This window comes from Kitasatospora sp. NPDC005751 (assembly GCF_040630835.1).
GTDB lineage: Bacteria > Actinomycetota > Actinomycetes > Streptomycetales > Streptomycetaceae > Kitasatospora.
The window spans coordinates 263,719-281,468 of record NZ_JBEXYC010000004.1 but is presented as its reverse complement, the minus strand read 5'-3'; the positions used below and the strand labels follow the sequence as shown (position 1 = coordinate 281,468).

The 17,750-nt window shown below is 72.8% G+C and carries 19 protein-coding genes; 12 read left to right on the top strand and 7 right to left on the bottom strand.

The window, feature by feature from the left end:
* Positions 1-263 precede the first annotated feature (263 nt).
* The gene (locus ABZ497_RS07305) at positions 264-1,985 is read left to right on the top strand and encodes a bifunctional metallophosphatase/5'-nucleotidase (RefSeq protein WP_359803869.1); all 1,722 of its coding nucleotides are present in this window, start codon (positions 264-266) and stop codon (positions 1,983-1,985) included.
* A 72-nt stretch (positions 1,986-2,057) separates the two neighbouring features.
* Here the strand turns inward: ABZ497_RS07305 and ABZ497_RS07300 are convergent, their stop codons facing one another.
* The 5 genes from ABZ497_RS07300 to ABZ497_RS07280 all read right to left on the bottom strand — a co-directional run bounded on the left by ABZ497_RS07300 (position 2,058) and on the right by ABZ497_RS07280 (position 7,622).
* Positions 2,058-3,569 carry a HAMP domain-containing sensor histidine kinase gene (locus ABZ497_RS07300; protein ID WP_359803849.1) on the bottom strand — a complete coding sequence of 504 codons (1,512 nt, stop codon included), beginning with the start codon at positions 3,567-3,569 and terminating at the stop codon, positions 2,058-2,060.
* On the bottom strand, positions 3,566-4,339 hold the full coding sequence (locus tag ABZ497_RS07295; protein WP_329489096.1) for a response regulator transcription factor: 774 nt from the start codon (positions 4,337-4,339) through the stop codon (positions 3,566-3,568). The genes ABZ497_RS07300 and ABZ497_RS07295 overlap by 4 nt, the downstream gene beginning before the upstream one ends.
* Before the next feature lie 119 nt (positions 4,340-4,458).
* Positions 4,459-5,601, bottom strand: coding sequence for a trypsin-like peptidase domain-containing protein (locus ABZ497_RS07290; protein ID WP_359803848.1), 1,143 nt, complete (start codon positions 5,599-5,601; stop codon positions 4,459-4,461).
* Between the two features lie 106 nt (positions 5,602-5,707).
* Positions 5,708-6,766: a LacI family DNA-binding transcriptional regulator gene (locus tag ABZ497_RS07285; protein WP_359803847.1), complete on the bottom strand. Its 1,059-nt coding sequence runs from the start codon at positions 6,764-6,766 to the stop codon at positions 5,708-5,710.
* 124 nt (positions 6,767-6,890) lie between these two features.
* Positions 6,891-7,622 (bottom strand): response regulator transcription factor, encoded by a 732-nt coding sequence (locus ABZ497_RS07280; RefSeq protein ID WP_329489099.1) that lies wholly within the window; start codon positions 7,620-7,622, stop codon positions 6,891-6,893.
* A 718-nt stretch (positions 7,623-8,340) separates the two neighbouring features.
* Between ABZ497_RS07280 and ABZ497_RS07275 the strand changes: the two genes are divergently transcribed.
* From ABZ497_RS07275 to ABZ497_RS07245, 7 genes are all read left to right on the top strand, one after another.
* Positions 8,341-8,634, top strand: a complete 294-nt coding sequence (locus tag ABZ497_RS07275; RefSeq protein ID WP_359803846.1) for a MoaD/ThiS family protein — start codon at positions 8,341-8,343, stop codon at positions 8,632-8,634.
* Positions 8,635-8,639: 5 nt separating this feature from the next.
* Positions 8,640-10,247 (top strand): hypothetical protein, encoded by a 1,608-nt coding sequence (locus ABZ497_RS07270; protein ID WP_359803845.1) that lies wholly within the window; start codon positions 8,640-8,642, stop codon positions 10,245-10,247.
* 226 nt (positions 10,248-10,473) lie between these two features.
* Entirely contained in the window at positions 10,474-11,190 is a 717-nt protein-coding gene (locus ABZ497_RS07265; RefSeq protein ID WP_359803844.1) for a DUF2993 domain-containing protein, read from the top strand.
* A 271-nt stretch (positions 11,191-11,461) separates the two neighbouring features.
* Entirely contained in the window at positions 11,462-11,542 is an 81-nt protein-coding gene (locus tag ABZ497_RS07260) for an Ms5788A family Cys-rich leader peptide (RefSeq protein WP_350517234.1), read from the top strand.
* A gap of 220 nt (positions 11,543-11,762) precedes the next feature.
* Complete coding sequence (locus ABZ497_RS07255) at positions 11,763-12,596, top strand: sulfurtransferase (RefSeq protein ID WP_352293668.1); 834 nt, start codon at positions 11,763-11,765, stop codon at positions 12,594-12,596.
* 40 nt (positions 12,597-12,636) lie between these two features.
* A complete protein-coding gene (locus ABZ497_RS07250; RefSeq protein WP_093861460.1) occupies positions 12,637-12,927 on the top strand; it encodes a DUF1416 domain-containing protein in 291 nt (96 codons plus the stop codon).
* Positions 12,928-13,055: 128 nt separating this feature from the next.
* The gene (locus tag ABZ497_RS07245; protein ID WP_329489104.1) at positions 13,056-13,340 is read left to right on the top strand and encodes a DUF3099 domain-containing protein; all 285 of its coding nucleotides are present in this window, start codon (positions 13,056-13,058) and stop codon (positions 13,338-13,340) included.
* Here ABZ497_RS07245 and ABZ497_RS07240 read toward each other — a convergent pair.
* Complete coding sequence (locus ABZ497_RS07240) at positions 13,334-13,717, bottom strand: DsrE family protein (RefSeq protein ID WP_329489105.1); 384 nt, start codon at positions 13,715-13,717, stop codon at positions 13,334-13,336. The two genes, ABZ497_RS07245 and ABZ497_RS07240, sit on opposite strands and share 7 nt — an antisense overlap.
* Before the next feature lie 288 nt (positions 13,718-14,005).
* Between ABZ497_RS07240 and ABZ497_RS07235 the strand changes: the two genes are divergently transcribed.
* The 3 genes from ABZ497_RS07235 (at position 14,006) to ABZ497_RS07225 (ending at position 16,176) form a co-directional block, all read left to right on the top strand.
* The gene (locus ABZ497_RS07235) at positions 14,006-14,608 is read left to right on the top strand and encodes an FABP family protein (protein ID WP_329489106.1); all 603 of its coding nucleotides are present in this window, start codon (positions 14,006-14,008) and stop codon (positions 14,606-14,608) included.
* 130 nt (positions 14,609-14,738) lie between these two features.
* The gene (locus ABZ497_RS07230; protein WP_359803843.1) at positions 14,739-15,203 is read left to right on the top strand and encodes a Fur family transcriptional regulator; all 465 of its coding nucleotides are present in this window, start codon (positions 14,739-14,741) and stop codon (positions 15,201-15,203) included.
* A gap of 10 nt (positions 15,204-15,213) precedes the next feature.
* Positions 15,214-16,176: a folate-binding protein gene (locus tag ABZ497_RS07225; RefSeq protein WP_359803842.1), complete on the top strand. Its 963-nt coding sequence runs from the start codon at positions 15,214-15,216 to the stop codon at positions 16,174-16,176.
* Positions 16,177-16,201: 25 nt separating this feature from the next.
* On the opposite strand, the gene dtd is transcribed toward ABZ497_RS07225, so the two are convergent.
* A complete protein-coding gene (gene dtd, locus ABZ497_RS07220) occupies positions 16,202-16,651 on the bottom strand; it encodes a D-aminoacyl-tRNA deacylase (protein WP_359803841.1) in 450 nt (149 codons plus the stop codon).
* Positions 16,652-17,129: 478 nt separating this feature from the next.
* Here dtd and ABZ497_RS07215 point away from each other — a divergent pair, with 478 nt between their 5' ends.
* Positions 17,130-17,750, top strand: coding sequence for an ABC transporter substrate-binding protein (locus ABZ497_RS07215; RefSeq protein WP_359803840.1), 621 nt, complete (start codon positions 17,130-17,132; stop codon positions 17,748-17,750).

Here is a 17,750-nt window from a genome sequence, read left to right as displayed (position 1 = left end):
CCGGGCCGCTGCGGCGCGCCCGTCCGGCGGGCCCGCCGTGCGGCGACGGTTCGTCAGCAGGTAACCCTGTCGTTACGTCCAGGGTCCTGACAGCTACGCGCGTTGACTCTAGGCTGCACTGGCGCAACGCCTCCGTCGCCCGTCCACGCATGTCGACCGCCGGGCGCTCTCTCAAGGTGCAGGGGACCTTCATGCTCACCGTCAGATCCCGACGTGCCGTTCTGGCCGCCGTCGCCGCGGCCGGCCTCGTCGGCACTGTGGCCATGCCGACCGCCGCCCAGGCCGCGGACGCCAAGCGTCACAAGACCGTCAACCTCCAGCTGCTGGCGATCAACGATTTCCACGGCAACCTGGAGCCCCCGGCCGGTTCGTCCGGCACCATCCGGGAGATCGACCCGGCGACCGGCCAGCCGGTCAACACCCCGGCCGGCGGCATCGAGTACCTGGCCACCGCGCTGCGCCAGGCCCGGATCCCGGCGGACGACTCGATCACCGTCGCCGCCGGTGACATCGTCGGAGCCTCCCCGCTGACCTCGGCGCTCTTCCACGACGAGCCGACCATCGAGGCGATGGACAAGCTCGGCCTGGACGTCACGGCGGTCGGCAACCACGAGTTCGACGAGGGCTCCAAGGAGCTCATCCGCCTCCAGGACGGCGGCTGCCACCCGGTGGACGGCTGCTACGAGGAGGGGCGCAAGTTCAAGGGCGCCAACTTCAACTACCTGGCCGCCAACGTCACCAACGAGAAGACCGGCAAGCCGATCCTGGCCCCGTACTGGGTGACCAGGTCGCAGGGCGTCAAGGTCGGCTTCATCGGCGCGACCCTGGAGGGCACGCCGAACATCGTCACCGCCGAGGGCGTCAAGGGCCTGAAGTTCGGCGACGAGGTCGACACGATCAACAAGTACGCGGCCGAGCTGAAGAAGCAGGGCGTGAACTCGATCGTCGCCCTGATCCACGAGGGCGGGCTGCCGGCCAGCAGCACCTACAACTACGACTGCGGCGCCGCCGGCGAGGGCATCTCCGGCCCGATCGTCGACATCGCCAAGAACCTGGACCCGGCGATCGGCGCCATCGTCACCGGTCACACCCACAACGCCTACGCCTGCACCATCCCCGATCCGCAGGGGGTGCCGCGCTCGGTGACCAGCGCCGCCTCGTTCGGCCGGCTCTACACCGAGATCGACCTGAAGCTCGACAAGACCACGGGCACCATCGTGCGCCCCTCGGTCAAGGCCGAGAACCACATCGTGCGCCGCACGGTCGAGAAGGCCCCGGACATGACGGCGCTGATCGACCACTACTCCAAGCTGGCCGCGCCGATCGCCAACCGTCCGCTGGGCTACATCGCCTCGGACATCAACGGCCGCGGCAACAGCGACCTGGAGAAGCCGCTCGGTGACGTGATCGCCGACGCCCAGCTGGCCGGCCTGGCGCCCGCCGACAAGGGCGGGGCGCAGCTCGCCTTCATGAACCCCGGCGGCATCCGCTCGGACCTGGTCTACAAGGCGAGTGGGGCCGAGGGCGACGGCGTGGTGACCTACGGCGAGGCGTTCACCGTCCAGCCGTTCACCAACATGATGCAGGTCAAGACGCTGACCGGCGCCCAGCTGGTCCAGCTGCTCCAGCAGCAGGTGAGCGGTGCCAACGCGGCCTCGCCGAAGGTCCTGCAGTCCTCCAAGGGCCTGACCTACACCCTGGACATGCGCAAGGCCGGTGCGGACCGGGTGCTCGTGGACTCGATCCGGCTGAACGGTGCGGCGATCGACCCGGCCGCCAAGTACCGTGTCGCGGCCAATGAGTTCCTGGCCGGCGGCGGCGACGGCTTCCCGGCCTTCGCGGCCGGCACCGACAAGCTGGTCGGCGCCTCCGACCTGGACGTCTTCGCCGCCTACCTCGGTGCCAACAGCTCGGCGGCCGCGCCGCTGAAGGCGCCGGCGCAGGACCGCATCAAGGTCATCGGCCCGGGCGTCGACAACGACTGACCGGAGCCGGCGGAGGAACGGGCGGGGCGCTGTCGGGGCGCCCCGCCCGTTCCGTCCGTCCGGGCCCGGCCGCTAGCCGGCCGAGGGGCCGCCCGGCAGCCGGACGGTGGCCAGGGCGCCCGGGCCCCCGTCGTGCGCCGGGCCGAGCGACACCTCGCCGCCCGCCTCCCGCACGCTCTGCGCGACGATCGACAGCCCCAGGCCGGACCCGGGGAGCTGGCGCGAGGACGGCGAGCGCCAGAAGCGGTCGAAGACGTACGGTAGCTCGTCCGACGGGATCCCGGGGCCGTGGTCCCGGACGGTCAGCACGCCCTGGTGGAGCCGGACGTCGATCGCGGCGCCGGGCGGGCTGTACTTGACCGCGTTGTCCAGCAGGTTGATCACGGCGCGCTCCAGGGCGGCGGCGTCGCCCTGGACGAACCACGGCTCGACGTCGGTCTCGAAGACCAGCCCCGGACCGCGCAGCTTCGCCCGGGCGACGGCCCGGTCGGCGATCTCGTGCAGGGCGACCACCGCCAGGATCCGGCCCGGTTTCGGCGTGTCGGGGCGGGAGAGCTGGAGCAGGTCGCCGATCAGGACGGTGAGCTCCTGCATCTGCGCCTTCATGTTGCCGAGCAGCTTGGTCCTGGTCGCGGCGGGCAGCGGACGGCCGGTGTCGTCGCTGCGGATCATCAGGTCGACGTTGGTGCGCAGTGAGGTGAGCGGGGTGCGGAGCTCGTGCCCGGCGTCGGCGATCAGCCGCGTCTGGCGGTCGCGGGAGTTGGCGAGCGCGGTGCTCATCGAGTTGAACGAGGCGGAGAGCCGGGCGATCTCGTCGCTGCCGTGCACGGGGATCGTGCTGCCGACCTCCTCGGTGCGGGCGATGTGCTCGACCACGTCGGTGAGCCGGTCGACGGGCTTGAGCGCCGAGCGGGCCACGAACCGGCCGGCGACCCCGGCGAGGATGATGCCGCCGAGGGCCACGCCCCCAAGGATCAGCGCGAGGTTCTGCAGGGACTCATCGGTCGACTTGGTCGGGGAGGCGACCATGATGAGCACGGAGGAGTGGTTGGTGGCGACGGCTGTGGTGATCTTGACCGTGGCGGGATCACCGTTGGTGAAGCGGCCGTCGCGGATGATCGACTGATTCGGCTTCAGTGCGAACGCCCGGGCGTCCTCCGGCTGGATCACGATCGCCCTGGTGGCACTCGCCGGCAGGGTGACGCAGGCCGGGTCGGCCCAGACGAACTGGGTGTCCCGGGCGGCGGGGCCACCGCCCGGAGGCTCCGGCAGGGTCCCGGCCTCCTTGGCCTGCTGGACCATCTTCAGGGCGGCTTCCGGGGTCGTGGCGCACGGAAGGCTCAGCGGGGCCGCGCGGGGAGGCGGCACGTTCTGCAGGTCGTTGCGCACCTGCCCGTACAGCTGCTTCTCCACGATGAACCAGCAGGCCAGCGCCGACAGGGCGATCGCCACCGCCACCGCCGCCGCCGTCAGGAAGGTGAGCCGGCTGCGCAGGGACTGGGCGCGGTACCAGCGGGCGAGCCGCTGCCGGCGTGGGACGCGGGGCGGTAGCAGGGGCGGGGGCGGGGTGGCGGTGTCGCTCACGCCGTGGTGCCGGCGGCCGGGCGGAGGGCGTAGCCGACGCCGCGTACGGTCTGGATGATCCGGGGCATGCCGCCCTGCTCGGTCTTGCGGCGCAGGTACATCACGTAGACGTCCAGGGAGTTGGAGGAGGGCTCGAAGTCGAAGCCCCAGACCGCCTTGAGGATCTGCTCGCGGGTGAGCACCTGGCGGGGGTGCGAGAGGAACATCTCCAGCAGCATGAACTCGGTGCGGGTCAGCTCGACCGGCCTGCCGGCCCGGGTGACCTCGCGGGTGGCGGTGTTCATCCGGAGGTCGGCGAAGGCCAGGACCTCGCTGTCGTCCTCGACGGCCGCGGCGCGGGCGGCGGCCTCGGTGGCGAGGGCGTTGCGGCGGAGCAGGGCGCGGACCCGGGCGAGCAGTTCGTCGAGTTCGAAGGGCTTGGCGAGGTAGTCGTCGGCGCCGACGTCCAGGCCGGTGACCCGGTCGCCGACGGCGTCGCGGGCGGTGAGCATCAGGACCGGGACGGTGTCGCCGCGCGAGCGCATCCGGCGGACGGCGGTGAGGCCGTCCATCCGGGGCATCATGATGTCCAGCAGGACGAGGTCGGGCTTCTCCCGTTCGACGGTCTCCAGCGCCTCGTAGCCGTCGGTGGCGGTGGCGACCTCGTAGCCCTCGAAGGCGAGGCTGCTCTCCAGGGCGTCCCGGAGGGCGGGTTCGTCGTCGACCACGAGGAGCCGGGCGGAGGCCGGTCCGGGCTCGGCGGGGGTGCGGTCGTCGGCGGCCGGGGTCATGGGCGGTTGCCCTTTCTCGTCGTCTCTCGTCGGCGGAGAGCCTGTCGGGAGCCTGCTGGGGTGCTGCTGGGGTGCTGCTGCTCGGGTGCTGCGGTGACCTGCTCGGAGTAATTGTCCGTCTAGATGTTCTGCCCGGCCTGCAGCTCGGGCAGCACCTGCTTGATGTCGTTGATCGGGATGGCGAACCCGAGGCCGACGCTGCCGGCGGTGCCGCCGCCGGCCGTGGAGCTGGAGCCGCCGGCCGAGTACATCGCCGAGTTGATGCCGATGACCTGGCCGTTCGCGTTGATCAGCGGGCCGCCGGAGTTGCCGGGGTTGAGCGCGGCGTCGGTCTGGAAGGCCTTGTAGGTCGCGGTCTCACCGCTGTTCTGCTGCGGGGTGCTGCCGCGCAGACCGGGCAGGTTCGGGAAGCCGAAGCCGCCGTTGCCGCTGGTGGTGCCCTCGTCGACCTGGACGGTGACCTCGCGGTTCTCGGCGCTGATGATGCCGGAGGTGACGGTGCCGGTGAGGCCCTCCGGGTTGCCGATGGCGACGACCGCGTCACCGACCCCGACGGTGGAGGAGTCGCCGAGGGTGGCGGGGCTGAGGTTCTTGGCGCCGCTCGCGGTGATCACGGCGGCGTCCAGGGACTTGTCGGTGCCGGTGACGGTGGCCCTGGCGGTGGAGCCGTCCTTGAAGGTGACGGTGACCTGGCCGCCGTCGGAGGCGCCGGAGACGACGTGGTAGTTGGTGAGGATCCGGCCGTCCTTGTCGAGCACCACGCCGGTGCCGGTGGCGGTGCCGTTCGCGGTCTTCACGGTGATCTGGACGACGCTCGGCGAGACGGCCGAGGCGATCGCGGCGACGTCGGCGCTGCCGTCCGAGCGGGCGGAGACCGGGCTGGCGATGGTGCCGGTCCGGGTGGCCGAGCCGTGTTCCTGGGCGGCGACCACACCGCCGGTCACCCCGCCGAGGACGGCGGCGACCGCCGCGACGGCGGTGACCAGCGCGACCCGGCCGCGCAGGAGGCCGCGCCTGCCCCGGCCGCCGTGCCCGCCGTGGGACGTCGGTCCGTCGGCGGCCGGGGGCGCCGGCGGCATCGGCGGGGCCGCGGGCGGGGGAGGGGGCGGGGTGCCGACCGAGGGGTGGCCGGCGGCCGGGTACCCGGTGGTCGTGCTGTCGAGGACGGTGCCCTGGACGAGCTGTCCCTCGGCGGGGTGCGGGTGTCCGTGCGGGGCCCGGTACGGGTCGTACTGCTCGCTGCCGTGCTGCTGATCGCTCATGCCGACCAACGTCCGCCCGCCGGATGAGGATCCGATGAGAACGGGGTCAGAAGCCCCCGAGAAGCCCGTTGACTTCTCATAAAGCCTGGTCAGGCCGGGACCGCCGCTAGGACGGCCGAGTCTCCTGCGGCGCGCTCGGCCGGCAGCCGCAGGAACGGCGGATGACCAGGCGCGACGGGAACTTCCGGACCCGCTCGGTGTCCGAGCCGGGCACCATCAGCGAGTCGTCGAGGACGAGGTCCACCGCGGCCCGGGCCATCGCGTCGCGGTCGGAGGCGACGGTGGTCAGCGGCGGGTCGGCGAAGGCGGCCTCGGGCACGTCGTCGAAGCCGGCCACCGCGAGGTCCTCCGGGACCCGCAGGCCGAGCTCGCGGGCGGCCCGCAGCACGCCGATCGCCTGGTCGTCGGTGGAACAGAAGACGGCGGGCGGCCGCTCGGCCGAGCCCAGCAGGCCGAGCGCGACCTCGTAGGCGCCGTAGCGGTGGAAGGGCGCGTCGATCAGGTGCGGTTCGGTGGGCAGGCCGTGGGCGTCCATGGCGCGCTGCCAGCCCTCGACGTGGTCGATGACCGGGTCGCCGGGGGCGGGGGACTCGACCGGGCCGCCGAAGCAGGCCACGTACGGGTGCCCGTGCTCCTCCAGCAGGTGGCGGACGACGGCCTCGGCGCCGGCCACGTCGTCGGTGACCACCGCGACGTCGTCGATCGCCTCGGGCCGGCGGTGCAGGAGCACCACCTTGGCGCCCTCCATCGCGGCGAACTCCTCGGCCGCCCGCTGCGAGGGGCCCTGGCTGACCAGGATCAGGCCGGAGACCCGCATGCCGAGGAAGGCGCGGACGTAGTGCACCTCGCGGTCGTCCACGTAGTCGGAGTTGCCGATCAGGACGAGCTTGCCGCGCTCGGAGGCGGCGCGTTCCACGGCGTGCGCCATCTCGGCGAAGAACGGCTGGCGGGCGTCGGGGACGACCATGCCGATCAGGTTGGTGCGGCGGGAGGCCATCGCCTGGGCGACGCTGTTCGGCCGGTAGCCGAGCTGCTCGATCGCCGCGAGCACCTTCTCCTTGGTCGCGGGCGCGACCGGGCGCGGCCCGTTGTTGATGACGTAGCTGACGACCGCGGTCGAGGTACCAGCCAGTCGGGCTACATCGTCGCGCGTCACTTTGGCCACGGGAGGAGTCTACGCGTGTGGCGTCCGCCCGGGCAGTGGTACCTCGGCTGCCCGGCGGATGCCGGCAGGACAGCGCGGGGCGAATCCGGACAGGCCGGGCGGCGGTCGGCCGCCCGGCCGACGGTCAGGCCTCCAGCGAGGCCGAGGAGCGCTGCGCGAGGTCCGGCCGTTCGCCCTTGTCCGGCTTCTCCGGGACGACGAAGCGGTAGCCGACGTTGCGCACGGTGCCGATCAGCTGCTCGTTCTCGACGCCGAGCTTGGCCCGCAGGCGCCGGACGTGGACGTCGACCGTCCGGGTGCCGCCGAAGTAGTCGTAGCCCCAGACCTCCTGGAGCAGCTGCGCCCGGGTGAAGACCCGGCCGGGGTGCTGCGCGAGGTACTTGAGCAGCTCGAACTCCTTGAAGGTGAGGTCGAGCACCCGGCCCTTGAGCTTGGCGGAGTAGGTGGCCTCGTCGACCGAGAGGTCGCCGTTGCGGATCTCCATCGGGCTGTCGTCGGTGGTCACCTGGAGGCGGCCGAGGGCGAGCCGCAGCCGGGCCTCCACCTCGGCGGGGCCGGCGGTGTCCAACAGGACGTCGTCGATGCCCCACTCCGCGGTGACGGCGGCCAGGCCGCCCTCGGTGACCACCAGGATCAGCGGTGAGCCGATGCCGGTGGACCGGAGCAGCTGGCAGAGGCTGCGGATCTGCGGCAGGTCCCGCCGGCCGTCGACCAGGATGACGTCCGCGCTGGGGGTGTCCACCAGGGCGGAGCCCTCGGCGGGCGCCACCCGGACGTTGTGGAGCAGCAGGCCGAGGGCCGGCAGTACCTCCGCGGAGGGTTGCAGCGCGTTGGTGAGGAGGAGCAGAGAACTCATACCCGGTAGTCCCCTTTCCGGGTCGTCGCGGTCGCGTGACGGCTGCCGCCACAGCCGGTTGGCGCACGTGCGAGGAGGTGTCGCGCGCGGGCCCCGGGTGGGGCGGCGGCGGGCGACGCGAGGGAGGTGGGGGAGGAGGCCAGGCGTCCACCGGAGGATTCACCGGCGTGCACGGCAGAACGAGGCGTGCGTCGGAGGTCCCGCAACCCCTGGTGCACCGTTTCTGCCCTGCCCATCCCGTGAACCTTCCGGTCTGTCCCGTACCGGGCGGCGGCCCGGAGCCGGGATCCGACACCCCGTCCTGGTCCCGGTACGTCGTTGTGCCGGGAATGGCGGGGCGGTTCCTGCTCCGCGCCGGGGGTGGGCCGACGAATCGCAAGAACGTCCGTACTGGCGTCCTGAAAGCACGAAAGGATCCGGGGGCGACTCTGCCCGGATCCCTCAGGGGTCGAGGATAGCCGACCTGCTCTCTCGCCGGGAGGGCTCGAAAGCGGCCGTTCGGCCTTTTCGGGCACGCCGGGGGTGAGCCTGACCACAGCGTCGCGCGGGCGCCGGCACCCGCGCGGCCAGGGCGATTGCCGGTCGGGTCGGCGGACACGCCATCATGGGACGCGTATCGGCGGCACCGTACGCGTACCTCTTTCGAGTGGTGTTCGGCCGCCGGTGGGGACCCGCCCGGGGCACCGGGCCCGGGCGAGGACGACGAGAAGGGGTTGCCATGGGCGCGACCACCGAACCAGCGGGCGCCGCTCGGGTGAGCGGGACGATCCGCTACTGGGCGGCGGCGAAGTCGGAGGCCGGGCTGGCCGAGGAGCCGTACCAGGCGGCGACCCTGGCGGAGGCACTCGCGGCGGCCAGGACGCGGCACGCCGACCGGCCGAAGCTCGGCCGGTTGCTCGGACACTGCTCCTACCTGGTCGACGGCTCTCCCGTCGGCGGCCGTGACCACGCGACGGTGTCCCTCACCGAGGGCGGCACGGTCGAGGTGCTCCCGCCGTTCGCGGGAGGGTGAGCGGCGTGACGGACCCGAACAACGTGAACGGCGGCCCGCAGGGCACCGGCCCGGGCGGCTGGCAGCAGCCACAGCATCCGCAGCAGCCGCCGCATCCGCAGGCGCAGTCCCAGCATCCGTACGCCCCCCAGCAGGGGTACGCGCCGGAGCCGCAGGAGCAGGTGGCCCGGCCGTACGCCCCCGCCCCCGCCCCCGCCGCGGGCCGGGCACCCGGGCAGCCGGAGCACCCGGGGAGCCGGCCGCCGGCCGGTGCTCCCGGGCAGCCGCCCCAGCAGCCGTACGGGCAGCAGCAGCCACCGCAGCCCCCGCCGTACGGACAGCCCCGGCCTCCGCAGCAGCCGTACGGGCAGCAGCGTCAGCAGGCCCGGCCGGGCGGTCAGCAGCAGGCCGGACCGTCGTACGGGCAACAGCCGCAGCCGTACGGGCAGCAGCGTCAGCAGGCCCGGCCGGGCGGACCGCAGCAGGCCGGTCAGCAGCAGGCCGGACCGTCGTACGGGCAACAGCCGCAGCCGTACGGGCAGCCGCCGCTCGGGCAGCAGCCGTACGGGCAGCAGCCGTACGCCCAGCCGCCCGTCGACGACGCGGCGACGGCCCTGCTCCCGCCCGTCCCGCCGATGGACGACGCGGCGACGACGCTGCTCCCACCGGTGGTGGTGTCGGGCGCGATGCCGCCCGCGCCGGCCCCGCCCGCGCCGGCCCCGGCCGCGAACCCGGCCCCCGCCCCGGCCCCGGCGCCCGTCCTCGACTCGCCGACCATGACGCTCAAGCGCCCGACGGCCCCCGCCGACGGCCCCGGTGCCCCCACCGGCCGCCGCCGCGCCGGTGCCCCGCACGGCGCTGTGCCGGGTCGACCAGGCACCGCCGCGCCCGGACCGGTCGCGCCCGGTTCCGCCGCGCCCGTCCGGACCGGTTCGCCGATCATCGACCCGGGCCTGCAGCCCGCCCTGATCACCTCCGGTGCGGCCGCGCTGCTGGCCGGGGGCGCGGCGATCGGGCAGCCGGCGCTGGCGCTGGTCGTCGCGCTGCTCCAGGTGCTGACCGCGGCCGGCTGGTTCCGGCTGAACGGCATGTGGCCGGCCCGTCAGGGCATCGCCCTCGCCGTGCTGGCCGGTCTCACCGCCGACGTGGCGGTTCTGCTGGCCGACTCGGACGGCGGGGCGGCAGCCGTCGTCGGCACCCTGGGCGGGTTCTTCCTGCTGGTCCTGGTGCTCCAGACGTTCCGGCCCTCGGACCCGAAGGAGCGGTTCTACGCGCTCACCGTGCTCGGTTCGGCCAGCGTGGTGACGGTGCTCTGCACCGCGCTGCTGCTGGCGGACTGGGTGCCGGCGGCGGTCGGTGCTGTCGCGCTGGCCACCGTGCTGGCCGCGGCGCCGCTGCCCGGTCCGAAGCAGTTGGGCCCGGTGCTCGGACTGCTGGCGGCCGCGGTGTTCGGCCTGGTCGTCGGCGCCCCGTTGGCGCTGGGCGTGCTGGCGGGTCTGGGCGCCCTGGTCGGCCGCCGGGTGGCCGGGTACGACTTCCCGTCCCGCTTCGTGCACATGACGGCGGGCGTGGCCCTGCCGCTGGCGGTGGCCTCGCCGCTGATCTGGATCGCCACCCGGCTGCTGGCGGGCTGAGGTCCGGCGGCACGCCCCGCGACGCCCGGTTCCGGAACCATGGTCCGGAGCCGGGCGTCGTACGGTCGTGCGAGCGCGGCCGTCGCGGCGGCCGGCCGGGCGGGGCGCTCGCGGGCCCGGTGGCGCCGTCCGGACCGACGAGTAGGACCGGACCGACCGGTAAGACGAGATCGACGAAGAGAACGACGCGTACGACGACAGCGGCGGGCGACGACGGGGGAGAGCGATGCGCGGTTGGCTGAAGGCGACGATCGGTTTGGTGGTCCTTTCCGGCCTGCTGGTGGGCGCGGACCGGATCGCCGTGGGCCTGGCCGAGGACGAGGTCGCCGAGCAACTGGTGAAGAGCGGCCGGATGAGCCATCGGCCGGACGTGTCGATCGGCGACGTCCCGTTCCTCACCGACCTGCTGTCGAAGAAGGTGGACGACCTCCGGATCTCGGCCGACGGGCTGACCGTCGGTGACGGCACCCGCCAGGTGGCGCTGCACTCCTTCGAGGCCCGGCTGTCCGGCGTCGCGGTGAGCGACAGCCTGCGCAGCGCCACGGTGGCCAAGGGCAGCGGCAGCGGCCTGATCTCCTACGCCGACCTCGCCCAGCTGCTGCCGCCCGCCGCCGAGATGGTGCCCGCCGCCGGGAAGCTGCCGGTGGCCCCCAACGCCCGGTTGAGCCTGTCGTACGGCGGGCCGGGCAGGATCAAGGCGGCGCTGGGCCCGCTCGCGGTCGGCGAGGGTTCGGTGCACAGCCAGGGCAACACCGTCACGACGGACGGGTTCCAGCTCAGCGGGGTGGCCGCGATGGTGGCGGGCCTGACCAACCAGAAGGTGGATCCGGTCAGTTTCACCCTCGACCAGCTCCCGGCCGGGCTGAAGCTGTCCGGGGTGACCCCGAAGGAGGAGGGCCTCCAGCTGTCCTTCCAGGGCGACGGCGTGACCCTGATCGGCTGACGCCGACCGCACCGCCTGCCCGCACCGCCATGCCCCGTACCGCCGTACCCCGTACCCCTTGCCCCTGTTCCGCTCCGCGAGACGCGCTGTCCAGCGCCGACCGTGGAGCGGTGTGCTTCCCGCCCCCGACCGTCCCTCCTGGAGGCCCCGAACGGCGGTTGGCCGGTTCCCGACCACCATGGGAAGGTCAAATCTCGTTATCTGAGCCATCTGGTCTCAGTATTCGATACGCTGGTGACAGCGGGTACCCCGTGTCCCTAGCATCGTCGGCATGAAGCGACAGACGGACCTCACGAAGCGGCGGGCGGTAGACCTGTGCCGCGTGGCCGCCTGTCTGTGTCGAATGCGCTAACTCGGCGTCTTTGCAGGGCACTTCCCGCCCGCCGCCGATTTTCCCGGTGATCCGGCCCGGCACCCCGTACCGGCCGTTCCCGCTGCACACCGCAGACCACCGCTCGGAACAGTGCGCCTCCCTGGTTCGTCCCATCATTCGGACATGAATTCGGAACGGCCGCCGACGAGCACCCGCAGCAGCACCTTCCGCAAACCGCCCTCGGATGGAGAACACCACCATGAGCCGCAGCGACGTCCTGGTCGACGCCGACTGGGTCCAGGCCCGCCTGGACGACCCGAAGGTTGTCATCGTCGAGGTCGACGAAGACACCTCCGCCTACGACAAGAACCACATCCGCAACGCCGTCCGGATCGACTGGAAGAGCGACCTCCAGGACCCGGTCCGCCGCGACTTCATCGACCAGGCCGGCTTCGAGGCGCTGCTGAGCGCCAAGGGCATCGCCAACGACGACATCGTGGTGCTCTACGGCGGCAACAACAACTGGTTCGCCTCGTACGCCTACTGGTACTTCAAGCTGTACGGCCACGGCGATGTCCGCCTGCTGGACGGCGGCCGCAAGAAGTGGGAGCTGGACTCCCGCGACCTGGTCGCCGAGGTGCCGGCCCGCCCCGCGACCGAGTACAAGGCGCAGGCCGTCGACTCCTCGATCCGTGCCTTCCGCGACGACGTGATCGCCGCCATCGGCACCCTCAACCTGGTCGACGTCCGCTCGCCCGACGAGTTCTCCGGCAAGCTGCTCGCCCCGGCCCACCTCCCGCAGGAGCAGTCGCAGCGCCCCGGCCACGTGCCGAGCGCCCGCAACATCCCGTGGGCCAAGAACGCCAACGACGACGGCACCTTCAAGAGCGACGACGAGCTGAAGGCCCTGTACGAGGCCGAGGGCATCGACCTGGCCAAGGACACCATCGCCTACTGCCGCATCGGCGAGCGCTCCGCGCTCACCTGGTTCGTGCTGCACGAGCTGCTCGGCCAGGAGAACGTGAAGAACTACGACGGCTCCTGGACCGAGTACGGCAGCCTCGTCGGCGTGCCGATCGAGCTCGGCAACTGAACCGCCGGCTCCACCCGTAAGGCTGAAGGGAAGACAAGACATGTGCGGTGCGAAGGCCGGTGGGCCGGACCTGGCAGGAGTTGACGTGGCGAACGAGACGATCATCCAGGGTTCCGTGACCCGAGACGGCGAGCCGGTGAACGGCTACGTCCGGCTGCTCGACGAGGGCGGCGAGTTCACGGCCGAGGTGCCCACCTCGGCGACCGGCCAGTTCCGGTTCTTCGCCCGCCCGGGCAAGTGGACGCTGCGCGCGCTCGTCCCGGGGCAGACCGTGGACCGCCAGGTGGTCGCCTCCCAGGGCAACCTGACCGAGGTCGCCATCGCCGTCTGAGCGCTCTGACCCCGCTCCGAGCGCCCCGCGTGCGCTTCGCACGCCGAGCGCTCCGGGTGACCGAGTGCGCCGGATCCGATCCCGAGGGCCCCTGCTTCCGCAGGGGCCCTCGGTCGTACGGTGGAAGCGTGCAGGGGAGCCGGCGGCATCGCTACTACTTCGCCATGATGGGCGTCTGCCTGGGGCTGTTCGTCCTGGCCTGGGGCGTGGTCCGGTTCTGGTCCGTCCCGGCCGCGATCGGCATGTGCGTGGTCGCGATGGTGATCCCGCCCGCCGCCGCGGTGTTCGCGAACAAGCGGGACCCCGAGGACGACTGGTGGAACGACCCGCGCTGGGAGGACCCGAAGTGGGACGACCCCGGTCACGACCGGGACCACCCGGACCACGAGGGGCGGCGGGGGCCGGATCAGTAGACGAGGGCCTGCACGCCGTCCGCCATGATCTCGCTGACGAAGACCTGCGCGCCCGCGATCCGGACGCCCTCGACGGTGTCCTTCTGCTCGATCCCGCGCCGGGCCGCGCACTGGGTGCAGAGGGTGACGGTGCCGGCCGCCAGGATCGACTCCAGCAGGTCCGGCAGCGGCGCCGCGTGCGGCAGCTCGAACTCCGCCGCCCGCCCCGGCAGGGCGAACCAGGACGACTCGCCGGTCAGCCAGAGCGAGACCTCGATCCCGCTGGCGACGGCCACCGCCGCCACCGTGAAGGCCTGCGAGCAGCGCTCCGGCGCGTCCGCACCGGCGGTGACCTTGATGACGAGCTTCTTCGAGTCGGACTTCGTATCGGAGGACATGCCGCCACCCTAGATCCCGGCGAAATGCCGACGTGGTGGGGCTCACCGAGACCCGTCGTCACCCGGCGGATAGAGTGAGCGCCAGCAAAATCCACCACACTGTCGCCGCCCTGGGAGCCCCCCGTGTCCGGTCTGGAAATCTTCTTCGACGGTCTGCTGGCCCTCATGGCCGTGCTGATCACCTGGTTCGCCATCTTCTCGGTGATGAAGCTGTACCAGGGCCAGCGCTGAGTCCGGCTGCCGTACGGTTGAAGCTGCCCCACATCGTCGACGACAGCGACCAGGAACATGATCGAGATCCCCTCTGACCTCCACAAGGACGTCGTCCCGCTCGCCTTCCTCCTCGGCACCTGGGAGGGCGCGGGCGTCTACGCGCCGCTGCCCGGCGAGGAGGCCGCCGGTGCGGAGAAGTGCAACTTCGGCCAGGAGATCGTCTTCCGGCACGACGGCCGGCCGTTCCTGGAGTTCCGCTCCCGCACCTGGGTGCTGGACAGCGAGGGCGAGAAGGTCCGCCCGCTGGAGAACGAGCACGCGTTCTGGCGCGTGACCAGCAACCAGCACGGCACCAGCGGTGCCCGCGGGATCGAGATCTCCTCCGTCCGGGACGACGGCGCCGTGGAGATCTGGTACGGCGAGCTGGCCGACGGCAAGCCGCAGATCGACGTCTCCACCGACGCGGTGGCCCGGATCGAGGGCTCGCCGGAGTACTCGGGCGGCAAGCGTCTCTTCGGCTTCGTCAACGAGGAGCTGCTCTGGGTCGGCGAGAAGGCCGCCCCGAACGTGCCGCTGCGCCCGTACATGTCGGCGCAGCTGAAGAAGGTGCTCAGCCCGGCCCAGCTGATCAAGGACATCAACGACCTGCCGGACGACGGCATCGCCTTCTTCCGCTGAGCACGGCTCACCGCTGAGCACGGCTCACCGCCGGGCACAGCCCACAGCCCACCGCGCACGAGGTAGGGACCGGCCGACGGCCGGTCCCTACACTTGCATCAGGACCCCCGACCTTGGCAGGGACAGCACCGTGGCGGACACCGGCACCACAGACTGGCAGCTCTCCGGCGACTGGAAGGCCGATCTGCGTCAGCGCGGCTACCGCCTCACGCCCCAGCGCCAGCTCGTCCTGGAGGCGGTCGACGTGCTCGACCACGCGACCCCGGACGACATCCTCGGGCACGTCCGCCGGACGGCCAGCGGCATCAACATCTCCACCGTCTACCGGACCCTGGAGCTGCTGGAGGAGCTCGGCCTGGTGTCGCACGCGCACCTCGGCCACGGCGCTCCGACGTACCACCTGGCGGGCCGTCACCACCACCTGCACCTGGTCTGCCGGGACTGCGAGAAGGTCACCGAGACCGGTACCGAGATCGCCCGGCCGCTGATCGAGAGCCTGCGCGAGCGGCACGGCTTCGACACCGACCTCAAGCATTTCGCCATCTTCGGCCGCTGCGCCGACTGCACCGCCAAGCTCGCCGAGGACCGGCCGTAAGCTGGCCGGTATGAAGAGCCCGCTGCTTGCGCTGCCCGGTGCCGTCCCCGCCGAGGGAACCGACGAGGGCGTGGCCGCCCACTACGGCGACATCTTCCGCGAGCAACGCAACCTCGCGCGGGGCAGCGGTTTCGTGGACCTCTCCCACCGCGGCGTGATCACCGTGACCGGCGACGACCGGCTGGCCTGGCTGCACCTGCTGCTCACCCAGCACGTCAGCGAGCTGCCCGTGCAGCAGGCCACCGAGGCGCTGGTGCTCTCCCCGAACGGACACGTCGAGCACGCCCTGTACCTGGTCGACGACGGCACCACCACCTGGGCGCACGTCGAGCCGGGCACGGCGCAGGCGCTGCTCGGCTACCTGGAGAGCATGAAGTTCTTCTACCGGGTCGAGGTCGCCGACGCGACCGCCGACTACGCGGTGGTCCACCTGCCGGCCGGCTCCACCGCCGCGGCGGACGGCGCGGCGGCGGTCCGCGAGCTGGCCTACGGGCGGGACCTCTTCCTGCCGCGTGCCGAGCTGGCGGCGCTGACCGGGGGCTACGGCCCGGCGGCCGGGATCTGGGCGTACGAGGCGCTGCGGATCGAGGGCCACCGGCCGCGGCTCGGCTTCGAGACCGACCACCGGACCATCCCGCACGAGGTGGACTGGCTGACGACCGCCGTCCACCTGCAGAAGGGCTGCTACCGCGGCCAGGAGACGGTCGCCCGGGTGCACAACCTGGGCCGGCCGCCGCGCCGGTTGGTCTTCCTGCACCTGGACGGCACCGAGGAGACGCTGCCCCCGCACGGTACCGAGGTGCGGCTCGCCTCGGACCCGGACGGCCGGGCACTGGGCTTCGTGACGTCCTCGGCGCGCCACCACGAGCTGGGGCCGATCGCGCTGGCGGTCGTCAAGCGGAACGTCCCGGTGGACGCGGTGCTGCTGGCCGGGACGGTGCCGGGGACGCAGGACGTGATCGTCCCGCAGTAGCCGGGCCGGTCGGGCCCCGGTCCGGTCAGACCTCGACCAGGACGGTGAACGGGCCGTCGTTCACCAGTGCGACCCGCATGTCCGCGCCGAAGCGGCCGGTCTCGACCTTGGCGCCCAGGGCGCGCAGCTGGGCGACCACCTCGTCCACCAGCGGCTCGGCGGCCGGGCCGGGGGCAGCGGCGTTCCAGGTGGGGCGGCGGCCCTTGCGGGCGTCCCCGTAGAGGGTGAACTGGCTGATCACCAGGAGCGGCGCGCCCAGGTCCGAGCAGGACTGCTCGACCCCGTCGGCCCGGGCCTCGTCCGGCTCCAGCAGTCGTAGCGTCCAGAGCTTGCGGGCCAGTTGGGCCGCCTTGGCGGGGGTGTCCTCGTGGGTGACGCCGACCAGGACGCAGAGCCCCGGTCCCTCGATCGCGCCGACGGTCTCGCCGGCCACCGTCACCCTGGCCTCGGTCACTCGCTGCACCACTGCTCGCATGCGGCCATTGTGCCGGAGCGGGCGGCGCGTTCCGGCGGCCCCCTGAGGGGCGTGCGCAAGACCCGTACGCGCCGGGTGGTGCGCGCCTGCGCGCCAGGGGATGCCGCTCTCGCTGCGAAAAGCCCCGGTCATATCAGCCACCCCCGTTCGCCAGGGGGCCGTTCGGGTGCACGGGCGGTGCACCGGCGGTGGGCGGGGTGGCACGCTGGGGCGGTACGAGGGTCCGGGGCGCCAGAGGTCCGCCGCGCCGGGTCCGTTCGGCCGGGTGGTCGAGTCGGTAGGTCAGGCGTTCTGGTGGTGTCGCCCCGTGGGGTGGCATCGGCGGGGGCGGGAACCTTTCGGGGGCGATCGCGCGTGCCATCGGACGGGTGTGCGCGGCGGGTACGCGCGACGGCCCGCCCGGGGGACGGGTCGGACCGGCGGCAGGCGACGGGGTGCCGCGAGCGGGCGGGATCGGACGACGGCAGGTGGTTGGTTGATGGACGCGAGCAGCACGGCACGGGGCCGGTCCGGGCAGACGCCCGAGGGGGCGGAGCCGGTGGGGGGCTCCTCCGGCCCGGCAGCGGGTACGGAAGGTGAGCCCGATCTGGGGCGGTTGGGCCTGGAGCAGCTGCGCACCCTGCGCCGGGAGACCCTGGAGCAGGAGGCGGACCTCTCCTATCTGCGGCGCCTGCTGCACGGTCGGATGGACATCCTGCGGGCCGAACTCGACCGCCGGCCGGGCGCGCTCCTGGTGGCGGCCGGGGGTGAGAGCCCGGCGGGCGGCGCGCTGCTGGACCGGCTGCCGGCCATCCTCACCGATGCCCCGTCGACGGTCCGCCGCTCCGCCCGGCACGTCACCCTGGGGCCGCCCCGCGGCCAGCAGTCCCAGCTGGAGGCGGACGCCCTGATGGGCGATGTCCAGCTGGCCGACCTGGCCGCGCACCCGCCCGAGGAGCTGCTGGCCGCGCTGGACCGGCTGCGCGCGCACGAGCGCGAGGTGTCCGGCCGGCGGCAGCTGCTGCTGCGGACGGCGGACGGCTGCAGTGCCGAGATCACCCGCAGGTACCGTGATGGGGAAGCGCGGGTCGACGACCTGCTCGCGGGCGGCCCGCTCTGA